Genomic DNA, 22,151 nt, shown 5'->3' on the forward strand with positions numbered 1-22,151 from the left:
GATATCCGGCGTAACATTGAGGGACTTCCCGGTCCCACGGAGAATTTTTTGACGGACCAGCAGCTCCTCACGCCCGCTCTCTATCGCAATGCCATGGCGCGATATGCCGGCCATGTGCAGGTGGTCGCCACGGAACATGAAGGCGTCAGGCGCGGCGTTACCGTGACCGCGGCCTGTTCCGTTTCCGACAACCCGCCGACGGTGCTCGTGTGCCTCAACGGCAGCAACGAGAACAATGCGATTTTCGAGAAGAGCGGAGTCTTCGCCCTGAATTCGCTGGCCGCTCATCATGAGGCACTGGCGACCGCCTTTGCGGGCCTGAGCGGCGTGGCCGTCGACGAGCGATTCGCGATGGGCGAATGGCGCAAGCTCGTAACCGGCGCGCCGGTTCTTTCCGATGYGGTCGTCTCCTTCGATTGCCGGCTTGTCGACATCAAGCCGGTCTCGACCCATTTCGTCATGTTCGGAGAAGTGGTCGGGCTGCATTTCGGCCCGCACAACCCGTCGCTCATCTATCTGGACCGGGATTTCCGCACTCTGTAGACTTGCTCCCAAAAAGGGAGAACTTATGCCGCCGCTACCCGCCTCGATCGAGGAAACCATCGCGCTACTAAGCCGCGAGGATTACCTTGCCGGCCGGGCGCTTGCCACTGTGGTCTTCTTAGCGCTCCAGATGAAGCGGCCGCTGTTCCTCGAAGGCGAGGCAGGGGTCGGCAAGACTGAGATCGCAAAGACGCTGGCAAAGGCGCTGCAGCGTCCGCTGATCCGGCTGCAGTGCTATGAGGGCCTCGATGTCTCCTCAGCCGTCTACGAATGGAACTATCCCGCGCAGATGCTGGATATCCGCCTTTCCGAAGCTGTGGGCATCAAGGATCGCAAGAAGCTCGAGAGCGACCTCTTCTCCGAACGCCACCTCATCCGCCGGCCGGTGCTACAGGCGCTCGGGCAGGCCGGCGAACCGGCTCCGGTCTTCCTGATCGACGAACTCGACCGCACCGACGAGGCCTTTGAAGCCTTTCTTTTGGAAGTGCTTTCCGATTTTCAGGTGACGATCCCCGAATTCGGAACGATCAAGGCAACCGAACCGCCGATCGTCGTCATCACCACCAACCGCACGCGGGAGATCCATGATGCGCTGAAGCGGCGCTGTCTCTATCATTGGGTGGATTATCCGGATGCGGAGCAGGAGCTTGAAATCGTCCGGCGCAAGGCGCCGCAATGCGGTGAGATCCTGTCGCGGCAGATCGTTGCCTATGTGCAGAAGCTGAGAACGCTCGACCTCTTCAAGAACCCCGGCGTGGCCGAGACGATCGACTGGGCGACGGCGCTGACCGAACTCGACCGCGTCGCGCTCGATCCGGAAACCATCGCGGATACGCTGGGCACGCTCCTGAAGTATCAGGATGATATTGCGCGCATCCAGGGCGGCGAGGGCGCGCGCGTGCTTTCCGAGGTGAAAGCTGAGCTTACAGCGGCGGGTTGAGCCATGGGTGACGGGCCCGAGAACGGAATCATCATTCCACCGGCCCTTGCCGGCGATGGGCGGATCGCGGACAATCTCGTCTATTTTTCCCGTGTGTTGCGCCGGGCCGGGCTGAAGACCGGTCCCGCGGCTGCCGCCGATGCGATCGAAGCGGTCGATGCGATCGGCATCGGCTCCCGCGAGGAATTCCATGCGGCGCTTTCGGCCGTCTTTGTGAAAAGACATGAGGACCAGGTGGTCTTCGACGAAGCCTTCCGGCTCTTCTGGCGGTCGCGCGACCTCGTCGGCAAGATGATCGCCATGATGTCTCCGAAAACGACCGGCCGCGAGCAGGAGAAGCAGCGCGCGGGCAGCGCCCGTGTAGCCGATGCGCTGGTGGCGGAGCGGCCCGAGACGACGGACCGCAAGATGCCGCCCGAAATCGAGATCGACGCCCGCTTCACGACTTCCGGTTCGGAAATGCTGAGGCAGATGGATTTCGCCCAGATGACGACGGCCGAGCTCGCCGCCGCGCGCCGGGAGCTTGCACGGCTTGCGCTGCCGCTCGATGAAGTCGCGACCCGCCGCTTCCGGGCGTCGACGCATTCGCGGAAGATCGACCCGCGCGCCACCATGCGGCAGGCGATGCGGAGCGGCGGCGACCTCATTCTTCCGCGCTTCCGGGAGCGAAAGCAGACGCCGCCGCCGCTGGTGGTGTTGGCTGATATTTCCGGCTCCATGAGCCAGTACACCCGCATATTCCTGCATTTCCTGCATGCCCTGACCGAAAAGCGCACTCGCGTACACACCTTCCTGTTCGGCACGCGGCTGACAAACGTCACCCGTCAGATGCGCCGTCGTGATCCGGACGAGGCGTTGGCGGCTTGTGCGGCAGCGGTTCGCGACTGGTCGGGAGGCACGAGGATCGGCGCGACGCTGGCCGAATTCAATCGTCTGTGGTCGCGCCGCGTGCTGGGGCAGGGCGCCGTAGTGCTGCTGATTACCGATGGACTGGAGCGCGAAGGGGTAGAGCAGCTCGAGACCGAGATCGATCGGCTGCACCGCTCCTGCCGTCGCCTGATCTGGCTCAATCCGCTGCTCCGCTTCGACGGTTTCGAGGCGCGTGCACGCGGAGTGCGAGCCATGCTGCCGCATGTGGACGAATTTCGCGCAGTTCATAATCTTCAATCGCTGGCGGACCTTGCGGCGGCGCTTTCGGATCAACATGTAAAGTCTGCCGATCCAAGACGTTTTCTCGACTCGGCAGGAGGACCGCATGACCGACCTCGATACGCTTGATCCTCTAATCACCGCCGAAACGTGGAAGAATGCGGGCCGCGATGTGGCGGTCGCCACGGTCATCGAAACCTGGGGTTCCGCCCCCAGGCAGGCCGGCAGCCACCTTGTCATCGATGGCGAGGGCAATTTCGAGGGCTCCGTCTCCGGTGGCTGCGTCGAAGGCGCCGTGATTGCCGAGGCACTGGATGTGATTGCTTCCGGGCAGCCGAAAATGCTGGAGTTTGGCGTAGCCGACGAGACCGCCTGGCGTGTCGGCCTCTCCTGCGGCGGCAGGATCAAGGTCTATCTCGAAAGGCTTGGCTAATGGATGTGCAGGCATTGAAGGCGCTGAATGCCGCGCGGCAGGCGCGCCGGGCGGCCATTCTCGTAACCGACCTCGGGGACGGCGACGGACGCGTGATCCTTGAAGGAGACAAGGTCGACGGGCTGCTGGGCGAGTCTGTCCATGCGGCCCTTCGCACCGGCAAGTCTTCCACACTCGAAGCCGAAGGCCGGTCCTATTTTCTGAACGTACATCTGCCGCCGCCGCGCATCGTTGTGATCGGCGCCGTCCACATCAGCCAGGCTCTGGCGCGGATGGCTCCGGTTGCCGGCTATGATCTTACCATCATCGACCCGCGCACGGCCTTCGCCACGGGTGAGCGCTTTGAAGGCGTCGATCTCGTCGCCGATTGGCCTGAAGATGTCTTGAAGAAGCGCCCGCTCGACGCATACACGGCGCTCGCCGCCGTCACGCACGATCCGAAGATCGACGATTATGCGATCTCGGAAGCACTCCGTACCGGCTGCTTCTACGTGGGCGCGCTCGGAAGCCGGAAGACCCATGCGAAAAGGGTGGAACGGCTCAAGGAAATGGGTCGCTCGGGCGAGGAGATCGCTCGAATCGCCGCTCCGATCGGCCTGGACATCGGTGCTTCCACGCCGGCTGAAATCGCACTCGCCACCCTTGCCCAGATCGTCCAGGCCTTCCGCCGTCGCGATCTCGTCAGCGATCTCGTCACCGGGGAGTGACCGAAATGCCGTTCGGCACCTTCGAGCTTCGGAACGCGGAAGGGGTGGTGCTTGCCCACAGCATCCGTCTGTCCAGCGGTCGGCTCTCAAAGGGACATGTGCTGACGGTCAATGACATCGAGACCCTGGTGGGAGAGGGTATCGATAGCGTGGTCGCGCTGAGGGTGGGACCGGATGACCTGCTGGAAGACGAAGCCTCCCGCGAGATCGCCAATGCGATCGCTCCGGATTACCTGCGCTTCTCCGAGGCCACCACCGGCCGCGTGAACGTTTATGCAAAGATCGACGGCATCTTCGTGGCGGACAAGGCTGTCGTGGACGAACTGAACCGCATCGATCCAGCGATCACGCTGGCCTGTCTCGCCGATCATGTGCCTGTGCGGACCGGTGACATGGTCGCGACCGTGAAGATCATTCCGCTGGCGGTATCGCGGGACAAGGTGAGGGCCGCTACCGGTCTCCTTTCGAGGTCGACCGCCTTCGAGGTGAAACCCTACCGTCCCCGTACGGTGACATTGGTGGCTACGGAATTGCCATCGCTGAAAACTTCCGTGATGGATCGCACCGCGCGGCTGCTGGAGCAACGGCTTTCGATTTCCGGTAGCCGGCTCATTAATGAGAGAAGAGTTCCTCACGCAACGGAACCGCTTGCTGAAACGCTTCGGCAGGTTACGCGCGATCGAAATGACGAGCGGGCGATGATCATCGTCTTCGGAGCCTCGGCCGTGGCCGATTTCGACGATGTCATCCCCGCCGCGATCCGAGCAGCCGGCGGCGAGGTGGAGCATGTCGGAATGCCGGTGGACCCCGGAAACCTGTTGGTGCTTGGCCGGATCGGTGAGACCCCGGTGGTCGGCGCGCCGGGTTGTGCGCGCTCGCCGAAGGAAAACGGTTTCGACTGGGTGCTGAACCGCCTGCTGGTCGGTGAAGAGCCTACCGCATTCGACATTCAGGGCATGGGCGTCGGGGGGCTGCTGATGGAAATCCCGTCAAGACCGCAGCCGCGCGATGTGAAGGCACGCAAGCCGCACGACGTCACGGTCGGAGGACTTCTGCTGGCTGCGGGTCAGGCGCGACGAATGGGGCAGGGCGGTCCCCACAAGCTGCTTGCGGAATTCGAGGGCGTACCGCTCGTGCGCCGGACGGCCGCCATGCTGGCCGCCAGCCAGCTTGATCCGGTCGTGGCCGTCGTCGGCCATCGCCGCGAGGAAATCGAGGAAAGCCTTACGGGCCTTGATCTGGGCGTGGTCTTCAACCCGGATTATGCCTCCGGTATGGCCAGCTCGCTGATTGCCGGGTTCTCCGTGCCGGCCATGAAACCCTGCGACGGYGTGCTGGTGATGCTGGCGGACATGCCGGGCATCACGGCGGGGCACCTGGATAAGCTCGTCTCGGCCTTCAAGGAAGCCGGCGGCGGYGTGATCGTCCGATCCGTATCGGATGGCAAGCGCGGTAATCCCATTATCCTGCCGCGCGCCACTTTCGATGCCGTGATGAGGCTCGAAGGCGATGTCGGCGCGCGGGCCCTCATTGAAAGTTCTGGATTGCCGATGCTCGATATTGATATAGGGCCTGCGGCACATCTTGATGTGGATACGCCCGAAGCCGTGACGGCCGCCGGCGGGGTTCTCAAGAGGTAAGTTTGTGGATAACGCGGCAATCGAAGAGATGTTCGAAGGGCTGGGCCCGGTTTCGATCCGCCGGATGTTCGGCGGCAAGGGCATCTATCACCAAGGCCTGATCGTCGGGATCGAGCTGCGTGGGGAGATGCTGCTCAAGGCGGACGAGGTGAGTGCCCCGGAATTCGAAGAGGCCGGCGCGCGTCAATGGGTCTACGAGAACAAGAAGAAGACGCCGGTGGCGATGCCCTACTGGTCGATACCCGAGGATGCGTTCGATGATCCGGACATCATGGCGAAATGGGTGCGGTTGGCCTATGAGGCCGCTATGCGGGCCAAGTAAGTCCGCGTCAACGGAAACCACCGACGGGTAGCGCCTCGATCGCTGCCTTGGCGAAGGCGGAAAGCGGCTCCGGCAGTTCGCTGCGATCGAACMAGCCGAAATCCGAAAGCTTGTCCGGCTCCGTCAGCCGTGGCTCGCCACTGAATTCATCGGCGACGTAAAGCAATGAAATCCAGTGCTGATTGTCGGATGGTGTAATGAGTTCGGCCGAACCGATGAGCTTTATCCGCCGGATCTCCAGCCCGGTTTCTTCCTCGGCCTCGCGGCGCGCCGCCGCTTCCGCGGGTTCCATGAAGTCGACTTTCCCGCCGACGATGCTCCAGTGGCCGGCCTCGGGAGCGCGCATGCGCTTGTAGAGAAGGATCTTGCGGTCACGCAAAATGACCAGGCCCACGCCGAGGCCCGGAAAATCGATGCCGGGCATGCTCATCGGCTGTCAGGCCTTGGCGTTGGCGGCAATCAGCATGAAGGCGGGGATATCGTCGCCGAAGCCAACCGGTGTCGGGCCGTCGTCGTGATCGCGATGATGGCGCGAGCGGCGTTCGCGATGATCGTCGTTGGCCGGGTTCGGCCGCGTGTTGCGGTTGCCGGTCTGCGGCCTTCTGTTGTCGGCCTTGCGCTCCGATTTCACGTTTTCCACTCTCGCTTCCACGAATACCTCGTCGGCGTCCATCTGGTTGTCCCGGCTCTTCGCGTCAGCCTTCTGACCCGAATCACCCCGCTTGCCGCGGCCGCGCTCCTTATCACGGTCGCGACCCTTGCGGCCACGTCCTTCGTCTCGGCTCTCCACAGCAGGCGGCAATGCCGAAAGATCGCCGTTCAGCCATTCGATTTTTTCGCCGATCAGCTTTTCGATGGCATCGACATATTTGGTATCGCTGCGGGTTACGATGGTAAACGCACGGCCCGAACGGCCCGCGCGGCCGGTACGGCCGATGCGGTGGACGTAATCTTCAGCATGGATCGGAACGTCGAAGTTGAAGACGTGGCTGACGTCGGGAATGTCGAGGCCGCGCGCGGCGACGTCGGAAGCGACGAGCAGCTGAATATTGCCGTCCTTGAAGTTGGCCAACATGGTCATGCGCGAGCGCTGGTCCATGTCGCCGTGCAGCGCGCCGACCGAGAAACCGTGCCGCTCGAGCGAACGGAAGAGGTCGGACACGTCCTTCTTGCGGTTGCAGAAGATGATCGCGTTCTTCAGGTCGTCCTGGGCGCGGATGAGATCGCGCAAGGCGGCGCGCTTCTCATAATCCTTGTGATGCGAAGCGACCAGGCGCTGCGTCACAGTCTTCGCGGTCGAGGAGGGTTTCGCTACCTCGATCCGTTCCGGATTCTGCAGGAAACGGTCTGCCAGCTTCTGGATTTCTGGGGGCATGGTGGCCGAGAAGAACAGCGTCTGCCGGGTAAAGGGGATCATCTTGGCGATCCGCTCGATATCCGGGATGAAGCCCATGTCGAGCATGCGGTCGGCTTCATCGATGACCAGGATTTCGACGCCGGTCATCAGCAGTTTGCCGCGCTCGCAATGGTCCAGCAGACGGCCCGGTGTTGCGATCAGGACATCCGCGCCGCGCTCGAGCTTGCGGTCCTGTTCCTCGAAGGAGACGCCGCCGATCAGCAGCGCGACATTAAGCTTGTGGTTCTTGCCGTATTTCTCGAAGTTCTCCGCCACCTGGGCGGCAAGTTCGCGGGTCGGCTCGAGGATCAGCGTGCGCGGCATGCGCGCCCTGGCGCGGCCCTTTTCGAGCAGCGTCAGCATGGGCAGCACGAAGGAGGCTGTCTTGCCGGTGCCGGTCTGTGCGATACCGCAGATATCGCGGCGCTGCAGGGCATGGGGAATCGCGCCGGCCTGGATCGGTGTCGGCACCGAATAGCCCGCATCGGTGACAGCGGATAGGACTTTCTGGCTCAGGCCAAGATCAGCAAATGTGGTCAAAGGGAATTCTGTTTCCGTTTCGGTTCGTGAAGAACACTTATGGTCGATGCACGGGGCGTGCGCGACAACTGGCGGCGACATAGGCCCAAAATGCCTGAAAGTCAAGGAAACTCGCCGGATCGGCAGCTATATTGGTGAACGCAATGATGATGGAGGCGAGCCGGCTATATTTCCGGCCCTCGAAGTAATGCTTTTGGTCAATTCAGGTAACTGGTGAGTTTCATGCCGGCATTGAGAAAACGAGCCGGATCGACGGCATTGCCCTCGCGCCTCACCTCGTAATGCACGTGCGGTCCGGTCGAGCGTCCGGTCGAGCCGGCAAGGCCGACGACATCGCCTGCGGCGATCTTGTCCCCGATCTTCACGAGCACCCGGGACATATGGCCGTAGCGGGTCGTGATGCCTTGGCCATGGTCGATCTCGACCATGTTTCCATAACCGCCTGAGGGGCCAGCGGCGATGATTTCGCCGGCACCGGTGCTCAGCACTCTGGCGCCAGTCTCGGCTTGAAAGTCGATGCCGGCGTGAAGGGCAAGCCGCCCGAGGAAGGGGTCGATGCGATTGCCGAAACGGCTGGTAACGCTGCGCCCCGGAGCCGGGTTGCCGAAGGGGAGTGCGCGCGCCGTCTCGCGCATGTTTTCCAGCCTGCTGAGCGCGGTATCCAGTTCGTTGAGCGAGGCGTCGAAGGCGCTGGCGCTGGTCATCGGTTCGACGAACGGACCGCCGAGACCTTTTTCCGGCGAGGTCGGCGAGGTTTCGACTTCGACGCCGGTGCGGCGCATGATGGCGGCCATGGCGGCGGCGGTCTCGGATGCGTCTGTCGTGAGATTGGCGATCCTGGCGAATTGTTCCTTTTCGACTGCCTTGAGCGAAAGCGTGACCTGGGAGAAGACCCGGTCGGCGCGATCGGCCATGTTTTCCCTGAGAGGCGCATAGGCAAGCGCATTACCGATCGGAGCGGCGCTCGGCGGTTTCTTGTCGCGCAGAAGGTTCTCGATCGCCTGGATTCCGCCGCTGAGCGCGGCTTGCCGGGGTTTGCCGGACGGCTCCCCGTCAGTCCCCTCGATAGCAGGCTGCTTTATCTCGGGCATCTGCAGACCCTGTTCCTCCGCGCGTTCGAGAAGCGAGCCGAGCTTGCCGTGACGGGAGAAAAGCGCGTTCTGCTGCTCGAGAAGTTTTTCGACCTTGCGCTCCACCACCTGCTGATCGAGGAGCTGGCGGGAGGTGAGGCGGTCGAGCTGGGCGCGCAGCGCAGCGATGCGATCCTCGTAGTCGTACTGCATGCGCGCCTGACGGGCCATCGTGGCGCCGATCAGGTCGTCGCGGACGACGAGATAGGTGGTGGCGGCGAGATAGCCGATCGACATCGTGCCGAGAAAGCAGAAGGTCAGCGCGGCCATCCATGGCCGAACCGTCATGTGTCGGATCTTCTCGCCACTGGCGAGTATGAGGACGTGCTGATGCTTCCGCTTCCCAAAAACACGGTTTTCGGTTCGGTTTGCCACCTGCTTCTCCCGGAAAATCGACTCGTGAGTGACCGTCTGTCGGTTCCGGAATTACACAATTTTAAGGTTAACAAAGCCTTAGCTGCGCGCCTTCGCCATAGATCGAAACTTCAGGCATTACTGGTGGAGGTGAGCGACCGATAGAAGGAGGGCGTGAGACCGGCCTCGGCGCGGGCGAGATCATTGAAGGGAGGCTTCAAGGACCCGCGGAAGTTGGACCTTACGAGCTCCTTGAACGTCGCTGCCGGATCTTTCCGTTCGCGAGCGCAGAGAAACCGGAACCATTTCGCGCCGATCGCCACATGGCCCTTCTCGTCGTTGTAGATGACGTCGAGCACCGCGGCACTTTCGAGATCGCCGGTTTCGCGCATCTTCGCCTGGAGCGATGGCGTGACGTCGAGGCCCCGCGCTTCCAGAATGAGCGGTACCACCGCGAGCCTGGCCGTGAGATCGTTGCGGGTGGAGTGAGCCGCCTGCCACAGCCCGTCATGGGCGGGCATGTCCCCATAGTCGGCGCCCATATCGTTGAGCCGAGCACGAACCATGCGGAAATGCTTCGCCTCCTCGAACGCAACCTGCATCCAGCCATCGAAGAAGGAGTTCGGCACCGGCTCGGTCGCAAACCGCGCGACGATATCAAGCGCCAGATCGACTGCGTTGAGTTCGATATGGGCGATCGCGTGCAGGAGCGCGATGCGGCCGTTCGTGGTGTGAAGCGAACGTTTCTCGACTGCCTTGGGAGGGACGAGCTCGGGTTTTTCCGGCCGTCCGGGACGATCGAGCAGCGGCGGGTCGAGTGGCGAACGCAACGAAAGCCTGCGCTCGAACCAGCGCGTTGCGGTCTCCTGGGCGAGCCGCGTCTTGATGTCGAGGTCGGCGCTTGCGATTGCGGTGGTCGCACCGCCGCGCAACGAGGTGATGGTGAATTCGCCCGGCATATGAAACTCCGCCTCAAAGAGCCTTCACGGCAGCCAGCACCTCTTCGGCATGGCCGGCGACCTTGACCTTCGGCCAGATTCTGGCGATCCGCCCGTCGGCGGCGATCAGGAAGGTGGTGCGCACGACCCCCATGAAAGTGCGTCCGTACATGCTTTTCTCCTTCCAGACGCCGTAGAGATTGGCGACCTCCGTCTCCTCGTCCGAACCGAGGACGACGGATAGGCTGTGCTTCTTCGCGAACTTGTCATGTCTGGCAACGGAATCCGGAGAGATGCCGATCACGGCCGCGCCTGCTGCCTCGAACTCGGGAAGAAGAGCGGTGAAGGCGATCGATTCGGCCGTGCAGGCTGTCGTGTCGTCCTTCGGGTAGAAGTAGAGCACGACCGGCCGTCCGCGAAAATCGCTTAACGAGACGGTGCCGCCTCCGTCGCGGGGCAAGGAGAAATCCGGGGCCACATCGCCGAGCGCCAAGTCCGACATCAAATTCCTTTCTTTCGCCAGTATATTGAGTGATTGTCGCCGCAATCGATATATAGTGGCCGCGCGAACGTCCAGATCGGTCGGATTCTGGGCGCGCTTGGTAATACCGGATTCTCAGGAACATATGGCGGAAATTCGCGGAGAAAGGGTCAGCTTCAGCAGGGATGAAATCGTTCCGCTGCATGAACTTCCCTCTGCGCAGACCGAGGATCCCATCATCGTCCATTGCCCGGCGCCACGCTCCCGCGTGAAGCGCACCTGCAAGATAGTGGCGCTTTTCCTGCTGCTGGTGCTGCTTGCCTGCGGCAGCGCGATCTTCGCCATTGAAGGCGGAGCGGTGGACAGCACGCTTTCGGCCCGCGCGCAGACAGCCCTCAACGATGCGATCGGGCCGCGCTACAGGGCGACCGTCGGCTCGACAGTGCTGCGTTTCGATTCGAGCCTGCGTCTTGCGCTGGAGGCGCGGGACGTGGATATCGTTGAGAAGGCGAGCGGCGAGCATTTCAGCCGCGCGGGCGCCATGCGCATCGCGATCGATCCGCTCGCGCTGATCGGCGGGCGCGTTTCCATCAAGCATATCGAGGCGGATGCCATCAGCATCGATATGGCGCATCTGCCCTCCGGCGATCCGGTTCCCCTGTCGCAGGTGCGGGTCGATGCCATGCCGGCTCTGCTCGAACAGGCTTTCCAGCGCCTCGACGAGGCCAATGGCCTCATCGAACGAACCGGCACGGATTCGATGACCATCTCGGGCATCGACCTGGTCTTCCCGGCAGCGCCCGGCGAGAAACCGCTCACCCTGGTCGTCGACGGTCTGGTGGTTACGCGCAGCGAGCAGAGCGTGATCGAGGTCAAGGGGGAGGTGAGCCTGGACGGTCGCCCGGCACAGCTCACCGCGACGGCAAATGCCATCAACGGCGTGGCCAGCTCGCTTTCGGCAAAGCTGACGGGCCTCGATGCGACGCCCTTTCTGCTGCAGCGGATGGAGAACGGCGCGCCGCGCGAGGGGCTGACCGGTTCTGTGAACCTCGATCTCTCCGCCGTCCGCGCCAGGGAAAATTCCGAGCCGCGCATTTCCGCGGTATTGCGCCAGTCGGCGGGCGAGTTCTATTTCGACGGTGTGGCGCAGGAATTCTCCGGCGCGGAGATCAATGTCGCCTACGATTTCGCAAAGAATTCCATCGAGATATTGAAGTCGCAGGCGCGTTTCGGCCCGACCAGCTTGCCGATCACCGGAGCCGTCGTCGATCTCAACCGGCTCGACCCGAATGAGACGCGGCCGGGATACGGCCTCGATCTGCTGGTTAGCGGCGGAGTGGCTGCCGCCGAGAATTCCTCGGAGGAGCCGACGCGATTCGATTTGAAGGCGGGTGGGCGATATCTGTCGGAAGCGCGCGAGCTGCAGGTGGATGACATGCTGGTCTCCAGTCCGCGCGGCACCATGGCCGGCTCGCTGATGATCCGCTTCGGCGAACAATCGCCCGAGATCAGCTTCGGCGCGCGCCTTCCGAGCATGGAGGTCACGGGGGTCAAGCAGCTATGGCCGTTCTGGATGGCCAGGAACCCGCGCACCTGGGTCGCCGAAAACATGTTCGGCGGCACTGTCACCAACGGATCGATCGCCGTCTTCATTCCGGCCGGCCGGATGCATGGGCCGGGCATCCCGCTGGAACTCGACGAAAACGAGCTTCGGATCAGCTTCGATATTGCCGACGCGCGACTGGACCTGCCGGGCCACATTCCCCCGCTGCGCGACATAGCCGGGCATTTCGATCTGAAGGGCGAGGCGCTGAACGTTTCCGTCGCGAACGCCAGGTCTTATTTTCCTTCCGGACGCGCGGTGAGCGTGGATGGCGGTACCTTCGCCATCGCCTCGACCTACAGCAAGCCGCTCATGGCCGATCTCGCCGTCAAGGTATCGGGCTCCGCCGACGCCCTGACGGAACTGGCAAATTTCCAGCCGCTCAACGCGCTGAAAGGCACCGGTTTCAAGCCGGAGGATTTCGCCGGCGGAGCCAAGGCGGACGTCAAGGCGCGTTTCGGCCTGATTTCCAATCAGAACCCGCCGAAGCCCACGTGGAATGCCCATCTCAATCTCGATGATGTGGACCTTCTGCCGGAGCTTTCCGGCCGTCGCTTCGGCGGGCTTACCGGTACATTCGATGTCGATACCGAGGCGGCGCGGCTCGCGGTCAAGGGCACGGTCGACGATGTTCCGGCGGATATAAAGCTCGTGGAGCCGGTGGGTACTGTTTCCAAGGTCCAGCGCGAGCGGGTCATCAAGGCCACCCTCAACGACGAACAGCGCGAGCGCTTGGCGCCCGGGCTTTCCGATATCGTGGAGGGCACGATCGCGGCGGAGCTGACATGGCTCGACGAGCGCCGGCAGGCAGTCTCGCTCGACCTGACGCGCGCGGCGCTTTCGGTGCCGTGGCTTGGCTGGACAAAGGGCAGCGGGATCGGCGCCACGGCGAAGTTCGAACTATCGAGCGAGGGTAACCGCGCGGATCTCCGCAGTTTCGACCTGAAGGGCGACGGCTTCGGCGCTCGCGGAAATCTGACGCTCATCGATGACGGACTGACAGCCGCGGAATTCTCCCGAGTGAAGCTTTCGCCCGCAGACGATTACAGCGTTGCCGTTAAGCGGGCGAAAGGCGCCTATGACATCTCGATCTCGGGAGCGGTGGCGGATATCAGGCCGGTCATCACACGGTTGAAGGCCGATAACGGAGGAAACAAGGAGGACGCCGGCAGGGCAACCATTCGCGCCAAGCTCGACCGGATGATCGGCTTTGGCGATGAAAGCCTTTCCAACGTCTCGCTTCTGTTTTCCGTTCGCGACGGCGAGGTCTCCTCGGCTGACTTCTCCGGTGTGACGGGCAGCGGACAGGCGGTCGTGAGCGAGATGAGCCGCGGCAACACGATATCGATCACCAGCGGAGACGCGGGAGCTGTCGCCCGCTTCATGGACCTCTACAACAACATGCGCGGCGGTCTTCTGAACCTGCGGCTGAGGGCACAGCAGGGTAATGCCTGGGGCGGCTCGATCGATATCCGCAGCTTCTCCCTCGTCAATGAATCCCGGCTTCAATCCATGGTGTCCACGCCGGTGGGCAAGGATGGCCGCAGCCTCAACTCGGCGGTCAAGCGGGATATCGATGTCAGTTCGGCCAAATTCCAGCGCGGCTTTGCCCGGCTCGTCTACCGCAACGGATCGCTCGCGGTCGACAATGGTGTCGTGCGCGGCGAACAGATCGGCGCGACCTTCCAGGGCGTATTGCGCGACGCGGCCGGCAATATGGGGATGACCGGAACCTTCATGCCAGCTTACGGCTTGAACCGCCTATTTGCCGAATTGCCGCTGATCGGCATCTTTCTCGGCAATGGCACCGATCGCGGCCTCCTCGGCATCACCTTCAAGTTGGAAGGCCCATTCGATACGCCGAAGCTGACAGTCAATCCGCTTTCGCTGATCGCGCCGGGCGTCTTCCGGCAGATCTTCGAGTTCCAGTAAAGAAAAAGGCCGCAACAGCGGCCTTTTTCAATGAGATTCATGATCCGCTCAGACAGGGCGGATCAGGAAGTGCTTCTTCTTGCCGAGCGAAAGCTTGATGACTGCATCCGCAGTCAGCTCTCCCGAACCGACGATCCTCCGCTCGTCCGTGACGGCTTCATCGTTGATGCGTACCGCGCCGCCCTGGACATGCCGCCGGGCTTCGCCGTTCGAGGCGGCAAGCCCCGCCTTGACCATGAGGGAGAGCAGGCCGATGCCGGCATCGAGCTCTGCACCCGGAATTTCGACCGAAGGCAGATTTTCGGAAAGAGCACCTTCCTCAAAGGTCTTTCGCGCCGTCTCCGCAGCTTCCTCGGCTGCGGTCCGGCCGTGCAGCATGGCGGTAACCTCGGTGGCGAGGATCTTCTTGACCTCGTTGATTTCCGAGCCGGCGAGAGCCGAAAGGCGAGCGATCTCGTCCATCGGCAGCGTCGTGAACAGCTTGAGGAAGCGGATCACGTCACCGTCTTCTGTATTGCGCCAGTACTGCCAGAAGTCATAGACGGGCAGGAGATCCTTGTTCAGCCAGACGGCACCGGATGCGGATTTACCCATCTTCGCCCCCGACGAAGTTGTCAGCAGCGGCGAGGTGAGCGCGTAAAGCTGCGGCGTGCCCATGCGGTGGCCGAGATCRATGCCGTTGACGATATTGCCCCACTGGTCCGAGCCGCCCATCTGCAGACGGCAGCCGTAGCGGCGGCTCAGTTCGACGAAGTCGTACGCCTGGAGAATCATGTAGTTGAATTCCAGGAAGGAAAGCGACTGCTCGCGGTCGAGGCGGGTCTTCACGCTGTCGAAGGACAGCATGCGGTTAACCGAGAAGTGCCGGCCAACGTCCCGAAGGAATTCCAGGTAGTTCAGCGGCCGCAGCCATTCGGCATTGTTGACCATGAGCGCCGGATTGCCGGACTTTTCGTAATCCAGGTAGCTGGAGAAGACGTGCTTCAGTGAAGTGATGTTCTCCTCGATTATGTCGACCGTCATCAACTTGCGCGCCTCTTCCTTGAAGGAGGGATCGCCGACCATGCCGGTGCCGCCACCCATCAGCGAAATGGCGCGATGGCCGGTCGCCTGGAGCCAATGAAGCATCATGATCTGCGTGAGGTGGCCGACATGCAGGCTCGATGCCGTCGGATCGTAGCCGATATAGGCCGTCACGGTTTCCTTCGAAAACAGTTCGTCGAGACCAGCCTCGTCGGAGATCTGGTGGATGAAGCCGCGTTCGTCGAGCGTGCGGAGAAAATCGGATTTGAACCTGGACATGATTGATCCCTGGAAGGACTTGTTTTTGATTTTGCGAGGCGGCGTCTAGCATTGTTTTTTCGCATAATCACTTCAAAAGTGATTCTGGGTGAGATCAATGAACGGAATGAAAACGGCAATCGGCCTGATGAGCGGCACCTCGATGGATGGCATCGATGTGGCGCTGCTTGCGACCGACGGCGAGGGCAGGGTGGAGCGCGGCGCGTTTCTCGGCGTTCCCTATGATCCCGCATTCCGCGACCGATTGAAGCTCGCGCTCGATGAGGCCAGGGAAATCCGGGTGAGGACGGAACGGCCGGGTGATCTCGCCGCGATCGAGAAGGAGTTGACTTTAAGGCACGCGGAAGCCGTGCGCCTGTTTCTCGAAGGGAATGGCTTGAGTGCTGCCGATATCGACGTGATCGGTTTTCACGGCCAGACGGTTCTGCATCGGCCCGACGAGGCGCTGACCGTCCAGATCGGCGACGGAAAACTATTGGCCACAGAGACCGGAATACCCGTTGTCTACGACATGCGGGCGAAGGACATGGAGCATGGAGGGCAGGGCGCGCCGCTGGTGCCGGCCTATCACGCAGCTCTGGCGCAAGGGCTCGCAGCGAGGGAGGCGCCGGTCTGCTTCGTCAATATCGGCGGCATTTCCAACCTTACCTTCATCGGCCGTGACGGCACGATCCTCGCCTATGACAGCGGCCCCGGCAACACGCTGATCGATCAGTGGGTGGAGACGCATGCCGGCATCCCCTATGACCAGGGCGGGATGATCGCCTCGGAAGGCGGCATCGTCGCCGCGCTTGCGGAACGCTATCTTTCGAACCCCTTCTTTACCGCTGCGACAAGGCGCTCACTCGATCGCAACGACTTTCTGCCGCCGAAGGGCAGCGAAGCGGAACTCGCCGACGGAGCGCGCACGCTCGCCTATGTCGCGGCGGCCGCGATCCTCAAATCGGCGTCGCATCTGCCGGAGCGCCCGGCGCTTTACATCATCTGCGGCGGTGGAAGGCTGAACCGGGTGCTGATGGGGGATCTCGCGGCCCTTGCGGGAGAGCAGAATGCCCGTGTGATCACCGCGGAAGAGGCAGGATTCGACGGCGACGCCATGGAGGCGGAGGCTTGGGCCTATCTTGCCGTGCGGTCGCTCAAGGACCTGCCGCTGACTTTTCCCGGAACGACTGGCGTTGCAGAGCCGGTAACAGGCGGAGTGCTCGCCAAACCCTGATCTGCCGGCGCATCTGGATCGGACTTTAACATTTTCTTCTCGTCGGCATTCTATTGTCGCATGGACGGCATGGGGGCCATGCAGGAATTCCTGCATCTGAAGAACGATGAACGGCGCAGCTTTCTTTCTGGTGGTTAATCTCTTTATCGCCATCTGCTTCGCGATGGCGTTCGCCGTGATCTCGACGCGAACGCGCTACCGCATTGCCGCGCTTTGGACCGAGCCTTGGGTTGGCTCCTTTTACTGACCGGCCTGCACTTCTTCGCCAAGGCGGGTCTTGCGGTCGCGGTCGGCGCCGGGCAAACGGCCAAGGATTATATCGGCACCAACTATGCGCTGGTCTCCCAGAGCTCGACGGCAATCCTGATCGTTGCGGTGGGGCTGACGCTGCTTTCCGTGTTCGTGCTGGGCATCATGGCCGACGAACGCAGCATTTCGGAGCAGGACCCGCTTTCCGGCCTCGCCAACCGGCGGGGCTTCGACCACGGCGTTTCGGCGGCCCTCGCCAGGTCGCCGGATGTCCGCCATGCCTTCATCATCTGCGATCTGGATCATTTCAAGAGCATCAACGATGCCCATGGCCATGAGGCAGGCGACCAGGTCATCCGCGCCTTCGGCGATCTCCTGCGTTCGAGCGCGCCGGTCAAATCAGTGGTGGGACGCATAGGGGGCGAGGAGTTCGCCGTATTCCTGCCGGGCATGAGCATGGAGATGGCGGCCATGTTCGCGCATGCACTGCGGAGCGGAACGGAGGAAATGAAGGTCGCTGGCCTGCCCAACGCCCTATCGGTGACGGCAAGCTTCGGCATGGCTGAACTCGTTCCGGGTGCAAGGCCGGCAGATGCCATGCGGGATGCCGATGTGGCGCTCTACGAGGCAAAACGGGCAGGGCGCAACCGCGTGCGGGAAGCTGCGCGGGAAGTTTCGTCACCGACGGCCGCCAAACCGCATATCAGCAGAGTGAAGTAGGAAAGAGGCCGCCGATTGATTGCTCGGCGGCCTCGTCGTTCAGCGGATGCGCTTGGCGGCGGGCTCCGGCACCAGCTCGCCGTTCAGGCGGCGGTCGAGATAATCTTCGCACTCGCCCATCAGGGTTTCCACCTGGCCGTTGAAGAAGTGGTTGGCGCCCGGCACCGTGCGATGGGTGATCAGGATGCCCTTCTGCGTCTTCAGCTTCTCCACCAGCACGTTGACGTCCTTCTCCGGCGCGACCTTGTCGGAATCGCCATTGATGATGAGACCCGACGAAGGACAGGGAGCCAGGAAGGAGAAATCGTAGATGTTCGGCTGCGGCGCGACGGAGATGAAGCCCTCGATCTCCGGACGGCGCATGAGAAGCTGCATGCCGATCCAGGCGCCGAAGGAATAGCCGGCCACCCAGCAGCTCTTCGAATCCGGATGCAGGCTCTGCACCCAGTCGAGCGCGGAAGCCGCATCTGAAAGCTCGCCGGCGCCATGATCGAACTCGCCCTGGCTGCGCCCTATGCTCCGGAAATTGAATCGAAGCGTCGTGAAGCCGCGTTTCTGGAACATATAGAAAAGCTGATAGACGATCTGGTTGTTCATCGTCCCGCCGAATTGCGGATGCGGGTGCAGGATGATCGCGATCGGCGCGCTTTTTTCCTTGGAAGGCTGATAACGACCTTCCAGGCGGCCCGCGGGGCCGTTGAAAATCACTTCGGGCATCGGTACTCCGGTCAGCGTGGTGGTTCGGAACTGATCATCGCATCGAGTTTGACTTGACGAAGCCAGTCAGCTTTTCTAAAACAGTTTAGAACCATTCGAAACTGGCGCTGAGCAGCGCCGTTCGGACGTCTCATAAGCTAAGCCTGACGGAAATTTCAAGGAAAATGCGGTCCGCTGGGCAGCTTCTGTGAAATTCGATGGCTATTTAGATACGGAACCGGATCAGGCAATGGCACAGCCACGCATATATCTGGACTGGAACGCAACGGCTCCCTTGGGAGAAGCCGCGCGCTCCGCCATGATCGATGCGCTGAGACTGCCGGGAAATGCTTCCTCGGTGCACGGTGAGGGACGCGCGGCGCGTGCTGCCGTCGACAGGGCCCGGCGACAGGTGGCCGCGCTTGCCGGCGCGGAACCGGCCCACGTGATCTTCACCAGCGGCGCGACCGAAGCGGCAAATCATGTCCTCACTCCGGATTACCGCATGGGGCGCTCCCCGCTCGCCTTCAGCCGGCTGTATGTTTCGGCGATCGAGCATCCGGCGATTCGCGAGGGCGGCCGCTTTGCATCCGGTCAGGTGACCGAGGTGCCGGTGACGCCGGAAGGCATCGTGGATATCGCCGCGCTTGAACGGCTCCTTGCTGCACATGATCGTTCCGAAGGCCTGCCGATGGTGGCCGTCATGCTCGTCAACAACGAGACCGGCATCATCCAGCCGGTGACGGAGGCTGCCCGTCTGGTGCATGCCCATGGCGGGCTGATGGTCGTGGATGCCGTCCAGGCGGCCGGACGTATTCCCCTCGATATTGCGGCACTGGACGCGGATTTTCTGATCCTCTCGTCGCACAAGATCGGCGGCCCGAAGGGCGTTGGCGCGCTCATTTCCCGCGGCGAAGTGCTGATGCCGGCACCTCTGATCCGGGGTGGCGGGCAGGAAAAGGGTCACCGCTCGGGGACCGAAAACTTCCATGCCATCGTGGGTTTCGGCGCGGCGGCGGAATCTGCGCTCGCAGGACTTGCCGAACGGAATGAAGCGATCGCGACCTTGCGCGACCGGCTGGAAGCAGGCATGCGGGAGACTGTTCCCGACGTGCTCATCCATGGATCTCAGGCGGCACGGGTGGCCAACACCACCTTTTTCACCCTGTCGGGTCTTAAATCGGAAACCGGGCAGATCGCCTTCGATCTCGAGGGTATCGCTTTGTCGGCGGGCTCCGCCTGCTCTTCCGGCAAAGTCGGTGAAAGCCATGTGCTGACCGCCATGGGACACGATCCGAAGCTCGGCGCGTTGAGAATTTCTCTTGGGCCGACGACGACGGAAGAGGATATCGCACGAGCGCTTGCCGCGTTCACCAAGATAGCGGGCCGACGCAAGCCGGCCGGCGAGGCGGCGTGACCGCCGACAAATTTGCGGAAGCGCAAATTTCCGCTTGCCAAAAGGTGTGAAAACCGCCTTCTGGCCCCTAAATAGGGGTGGAACTTTGACCTCCCCAAGCCAATGACCGATTGCCGGAATTTGAACCGGCAAGATTTTGGAGAATGACCATGCCTGCTGTCCAGGAAACAATCGATCAGGTCCGAGGGATCGATATCGACCAGTACAAATACGGCTTTGAAACCGTCATCGAGGTGGACAAGGCGCCGAAAGGTCTTTCGGAAGAGATTATCCGTTTCATTTCCGCCAAGAAGCAGGAACCGGAATGGATGCTGGAATGGCGCCTGGAAGCCTACAAGCGTTGGCTGACCATGGAAGAGCCGACCTGGGCGCGTGTCGAATATCCGAAGATCGATTTCAACGACATCTATTACTATGCCGCTCCGAAGAACGTGACCGGCCCAAAGTCGCTCGATGAGGTCGATCCGGAGCTTCTGAAAACCTACGAAAAGCTTGGGATTCCGCTGCGCGAGCAGGAAATCCTGGCCGGCGTCGAGAAGTCCAAGGTTGCCGTCGATGCGGTCTTCGATTCCGTTTCGGTCGTCACCACCTTCAAGGAAGAGCTGAAGAAGGCCGGCGTGATCTTCATGTCGATCTCGGAGGCGATCCGCGAATATCCGGAACTCGTAAAGAAGTATCTCGGCTCGGTCGTTCCGACCTCCGACAACTATTATGCGACGCTGAATTCGGCGGTCTTCACCGACGGCTCGTTCGTGTTCGTGCCGAAGGGCGTTCGTTGCCCGATGGAGCTTTCCACCTACTTCCGCATCAACGAGAAGAACACTGGCCAGTTCGAGCGCACGCTGATCATCGCCGAAGAAGGTGCATACGTTTCTTATCTGGAAGGCTGCACAGCGCCGCAGCGCGACGAGAACCAGCTCCATGCGGCGGTGGTCGAGCTCGTTGCTCTTGATGACGCCGAGATCAAGTATTCGACCGTGCAGAACTGGTTCCCGGGMGACGCCCAGGGCAAGGGCGGCATCTACAATTTCGTCACCAAGCGTGGCGATTGCCGCGGCAAGAATTCCAAGATCTCCTGGACGCAGGTCGAGACCGGTTCGGCGATCACCTGGAAATATCCGTCCTGCATTCTGCGTGGTGACAATTCGCGCGGCGAGTTCTACTCGATCGCCGTTTCGAACGGCCATCAGCAGATCGACTCGGGAACGAAGATGATCCATCTCGGCAAGAACACGTCGAGCCGCATCATTTCCAAGGGCATTTCCGCCGGCAAGTCGCAGAATACCTATCGCGGCCAGGTCTCGATCCATCGCAAGGCCGAGAATGCCCGCAACTTCACCAACTGCGACTCGCTACTGATCGGCGACAAGTGCGGCGCGCATACCGTGCCGTATATCGACGTGAAGAATGCATCCGGCCAGGTGGAGCACGAGGCGACGACCTCGAAGATTTCCGAAGATCAGAAGTTCTACGTCATGCAGCGCGGCATTCCGGAAGAGGAAGCCATCGCGCTCATCGTCAACGGCTTCGTCAAGGAAGTCATCCAGGAACTGCCGATGGAATTCGCGGTCGAGGCCCAGAAGCTGATCGGGATTTCGCTTGAAGGTTCGGTTGGTTAATCGGCTTTCCTAACAATTCGCACGCACAGCGTGAGTACGCAAAATTCGTCCGAAAAGGATATACAAATGCTTGAGATCAAGAACCTKYWYKYYYKCAWSSMSRARRMSGSMWMCGAGATCATCCGTGGCCTGAACCTCACCGTGAAACCCGGCGAGATCGCCGCCATCATGGGACCGAACGGTTCTGGCAAGTCGACGCTGTCCTACATTCTCTCGGGCCGCGAAGACTACGAAGTCACCGAGGGTGACATTCTCTATAACGGCGAAAGCATCCTGGAACTCGACGCGGCGGAGCGCGCCTCCAAGGGCATCTTCCTGGCCTTCCAGTATCCGGTCGAAATTCCGGGCGTTGCGACCATGCAATTCCTCAAGGTCGCCATGAACGAGCAGCGCAAGGCGCGAGGCGAAGAGGAACTGACGACGCCGGAATTCATGCGCCGCGTCAAGGAAGCCGCCGAAAAGCTCAAGATCGATCCGGCCATGCTGCGTCGTCCGCTGAACGTCGGTTTCTCCGGCGGTGAGAAGAAGCGCGCTGAAATCCTGCAGATGGCTCTGCTCGAGCCGCAGCTTTGCATCCTGGACGAGACCGATTCCGGTCTCGACATCGATGCGCTGAAGATCGTTGCCGACGGCGTGAACGCGCTCAAATCCCCAGATCGCGCCGTGATCGTCATCACCCACTACCAGCGCCTGCTCGACTACATCGTGCCGGACACGGTTCACGTCCTCTACAAGGGCCAGGTGATCCGCTCGGGCGACAAGGAACTGGCGCTCGAACTCGAAGCCAAGGGCTACTCCGACATCATCGGGGAAGCGGCCTGATC

At 61.8% G+C, this 22,151-nt stretch carries 20 protein-coding genes and 1 pseudogene; 14 read left to right on the top strand and 7 right to left on the bottom strand.

Annotated elements, in window-relative coordinates; translation table 11 throughout:
* Positions 1-48: 48 nt before the first annotated feature.
* Genes LCM4573_RS13060 through LCM4573_RS13090 form a run of 7 tightly spaced genes read left to right on the top strand, consistent with a single transcriptional unit; the run spans position 49 to position 5,734 of the window.
* Positions 49-543 carry a flavin reductase gene (locus LCM4573_RS13060; protein ID WP_071006725.1) on the top strand — a complete coding sequence of 165 codons (495 nt, stop codon included), beginning with the start codon at positions 49-51 and terminating at the stop codon, positions 541-543.
* A 25-nt stretch (positions 544-568) separates the two neighbouring features.
* On the top strand, positions 569-1,483 hold the full coding sequence (locus tag LCM4573_RS13065) for a MoxR family ATPase (protein ID WP_071006727.1): 915 nt from the start codon (positions 569-571) through the stop codon (positions 1,481-1,483).
* 3 nt (positions 1,484-1,486) lie between these two features.
* Positions 1,487-2,761, top strand: coding sequence for a VWA domain-containing protein (locus LCM4573_RS13070; protein ID WP_071006728.1), 1,275 nt, complete (start codon positions 1,487-1,489; stop codon positions 2,759-2,761).
* Positions 2,739-3,065 (top strand): XdhC family protein, encoded by a 327-nt coding sequence (locus LCM4573_RS13075; RefSeq protein ID WP_071006729.1) that lies wholly within the window; start codon positions 2,739-2,741, stop codon positions 3,063-3,065. The genes LCM4573_RS13070 and LCM4573_RS13075 overlap by 23 nt, the downstream gene beginning before the upstream one ends.
* Positions 3,065-3,772 carry an XdhC family protein gene (locus LCM4573_RS13080; RefSeq protein WP_071006731.1) on the top strand — a complete coding sequence of 236 codons (708 nt, stop codon included), beginning with the start codon at positions 3,065-3,067 and terminating at the stop codon, positions 3,770-3,772. Before LCM4573_RS13075 ends, LCM4573_RS13080 begins: the two co-directional genes overlap by 1 nt.
* A gap of 5 nt (positions 3,773-3,777) precedes the next feature.
* The gene (locus tag LCM4573_RS13085; RefSeq protein ID WP_071006733.1) at positions 3,778-5,412 is read left to right on the top strand and encodes an NTP transferase domain-containing protein; all 1,635 of its coding nucleotides are present in this window, start codon (positions 3,778-3,780) and stop codon (positions 5,410-5,412) included.
* Positions 5,413-5,416: 4 nt separating this feature from the next.
* Positions 5,417-5,734: a TfoX/Sxy family protein gene (locus LCM4573_RS13090; protein WP_071006735.1), complete on the top strand. Its 318-nt coding sequence runs from the start codon at positions 5,417-5,419 to the stop codon at positions 5,732-5,734.
* A gap of 7 nt (positions 5,735-5,741) precedes the next feature.
* Here LCM4573_RS13090 and LCM4573_RS13095 read toward each other — a convergent pair whose 3' ends face one another.
* From LCM4573_RS13095 to LCM4573_RS13115, 5 genes are all read right to left on the bottom strand, one after another.
* Positions 5,742-6,164: an NUDIX domain-containing protein gene (locus LCM4573_RS13095; RefSeq protein WP_071006737.1), complete on the bottom strand. Its 423-nt coding sequence runs from the start codon at positions 6,162-6,164 to the stop codon at positions 5,742-5,744.
* Between the two features lie 6 nt (positions 6,165-6,170).
* Positions 6,171-7,670, bottom strand: coding sequence for a DEAD/DEAH box helicase (locus LCM4573_RS13100; protein WP_071006738.1), 1,500 nt, complete (start codon positions 7,668-7,670; stop codon positions 6,171-6,173).
* Positions 7,671-7,867: 197 nt separating this feature from the next.
* Positions 7,868-9,175 (bottom strand): M23 family metallopeptidase, encoded by a 1,308-nt coding sequence (locus LCM4573_RS13105; RefSeq protein ID WP_071006739.1) that lies wholly within the window; start codon positions 9,173-9,175, stop codon positions 7,868-7,870.
* A 110-nt stretch (positions 9,176-9,285) separates the two neighbouring features.
* Entirely contained in the window at positions 9,286-10,113 is an 828-nt protein-coding gene (locus tag LCM4573_RS13110; RefSeq protein WP_071006740.1) for a ferritin-like domain-containing protein, read from the bottom strand.
* Between the two features lie 13 nt (positions 10,114-10,126).
* Positions 10,127-10,594 carry a peroxiredoxin gene (locus LCM4573_RS13115; protein WP_071006741.1) on the bottom strand — a complete coding sequence of 156 codons (468 nt, stop codon included), beginning with the start codon at positions 10,592-10,594 and terminating at the stop codon, positions 10,127-10,129.
* A 124-nt stretch (positions 10,595-10,718) separates the two neighbouring features.
* Between LCM4573_RS13115 and LCM4573_RS13120 the strand changes: the two genes are divergently transcribed.
* Positions 10,719-14,108: a DUF3971 domain-containing protein gene (locus tag LCM4573_RS13120; RefSeq protein ID WP_071006742.1), complete on the top strand. Its 3,390-nt coding sequence runs from the start codon at positions 10,719-10,721 to the stop codon at positions 14,106-14,108.
* 48 nt (positions 14,109-14,156) lie between these two features.
* Here LCM4573_RS13120 and tyrS read toward each other — a convergent pair whose 3' ends face one another.
* Positions 14,157-15,410, bottom strand: a complete 1,254-nt coding sequence (gene tyrS, locus LCM4573_RS13125) for a tyrosine--tRNA ligase (RefSeq protein WP_071006743.1) — start codon at positions 15,408-15,410, stop codon at positions 14,157-14,159.
* A 97-nt stretch (positions 15,411-15,507) separates the two neighbouring features.
* On the opposite strand from tyrS, the gene LCM4573_RS13130 reads away from it, so the two are divergent.
* The 3 genes from LCM4573_RS13130 (at position 15,508) to LCM4573_RS13135 (ending at position 17,595) form a co-directional block, all read left to right on the top strand.
* A complete protein-coding gene (locus tag LCM4573_RS13130; protein WP_071006744.1) occupies positions 15,508-16,626 on the top strand; it encodes an anhydro-N-acetylmuramic acid kinase in 1,119 nt (372 codons plus the stop codon).
* 106 nt (positions 16,627-16,732) lie between these two features.
* The gene (locus LCM4573_RS28540; RefSeq protein ID WP_244505306.1) at positions 16,733-16,873 is read left to right on the top strand and encodes a hypothetical protein; all 141 of its coding nucleotides are present in this window, start codon (positions 16,733-16,735) and stop codon (positions 16,871-16,873) included.
* Entirely contained in the window at positions 16,852-17,595 is a 744-nt protein-coding gene (locus LCM4573_RS13135; protein ID WP_071006745.1) for a GGDEF domain-containing protein, read from the top strand. The genes LCM4573_RS28540 and LCM4573_RS13135 overlap by 22 nt, the downstream gene beginning before the upstream one ends.
* 39 nt (positions 17,596-17,634) lie before the next feature.
* Here LCM4573_RS13135 and LCM4573_RS13140 read toward each other — a convergent pair whose 3' ends face one another.
* Positions 17,635-18,312 (bottom strand): alpha/beta hydrolase, encoded by a 678-nt coding sequence (locus LCM4573_RS13140; protein WP_071006746.1) that lies wholly within the window; start codon positions 18,310-18,312, stop codon positions 17,635-17,637.
* 229 nt (positions 18,313-18,541) lie between these two features.
* Between LCM4573_RS13140 and LCM4573_RS13145 the strand changes: the two genes are divergently transcribed.
* The 3 genes and pseudogenes from LCM4573_RS13145 (at position 18,542) to sufC (ending at position 22,149) form a co-directional block, all read left to right on the top strand.
* Entirely contained in the window at positions 18,542-19,708 is a 1,167-nt protein-coding gene (locus LCM4573_RS13145; RefSeq protein WP_071006822.1) for a cysteine desulfurase family protein, read from the top strand.
* 149 nt (positions 19,709-19,857) lie between these two features.
* A complete protein-coding gene (gene sufB / locus LCM4573_RS13150) occupies positions 19,858-21,327 on the top strand; it encodes a Fe-S cluster assembly protein SufB (protein ID WP_071006748.1) in 1,470 nt (489 codons plus the stop codon).
* A gap of 66 nt (positions 21,328-21,393) precedes the next feature.
* Positions 21,394-22,149 (top strand): annotated as a pseudogene (sufC, locus tag LCM4573_RS13155) (Fe-S cluster assembly ATPase SufC).
* Positions 22,150-22,151 lie beyond the last annotated feature (2 nt).

Source organism: Rhizobium sp. LCM 4573 (assembly GCF_001854865.1).
Classification (GTDB): Bacteria; Pseudomonadota; Alphaproteobacteria; order Rhizobiales; family Rhizobiaceae; genus Neorhizobium.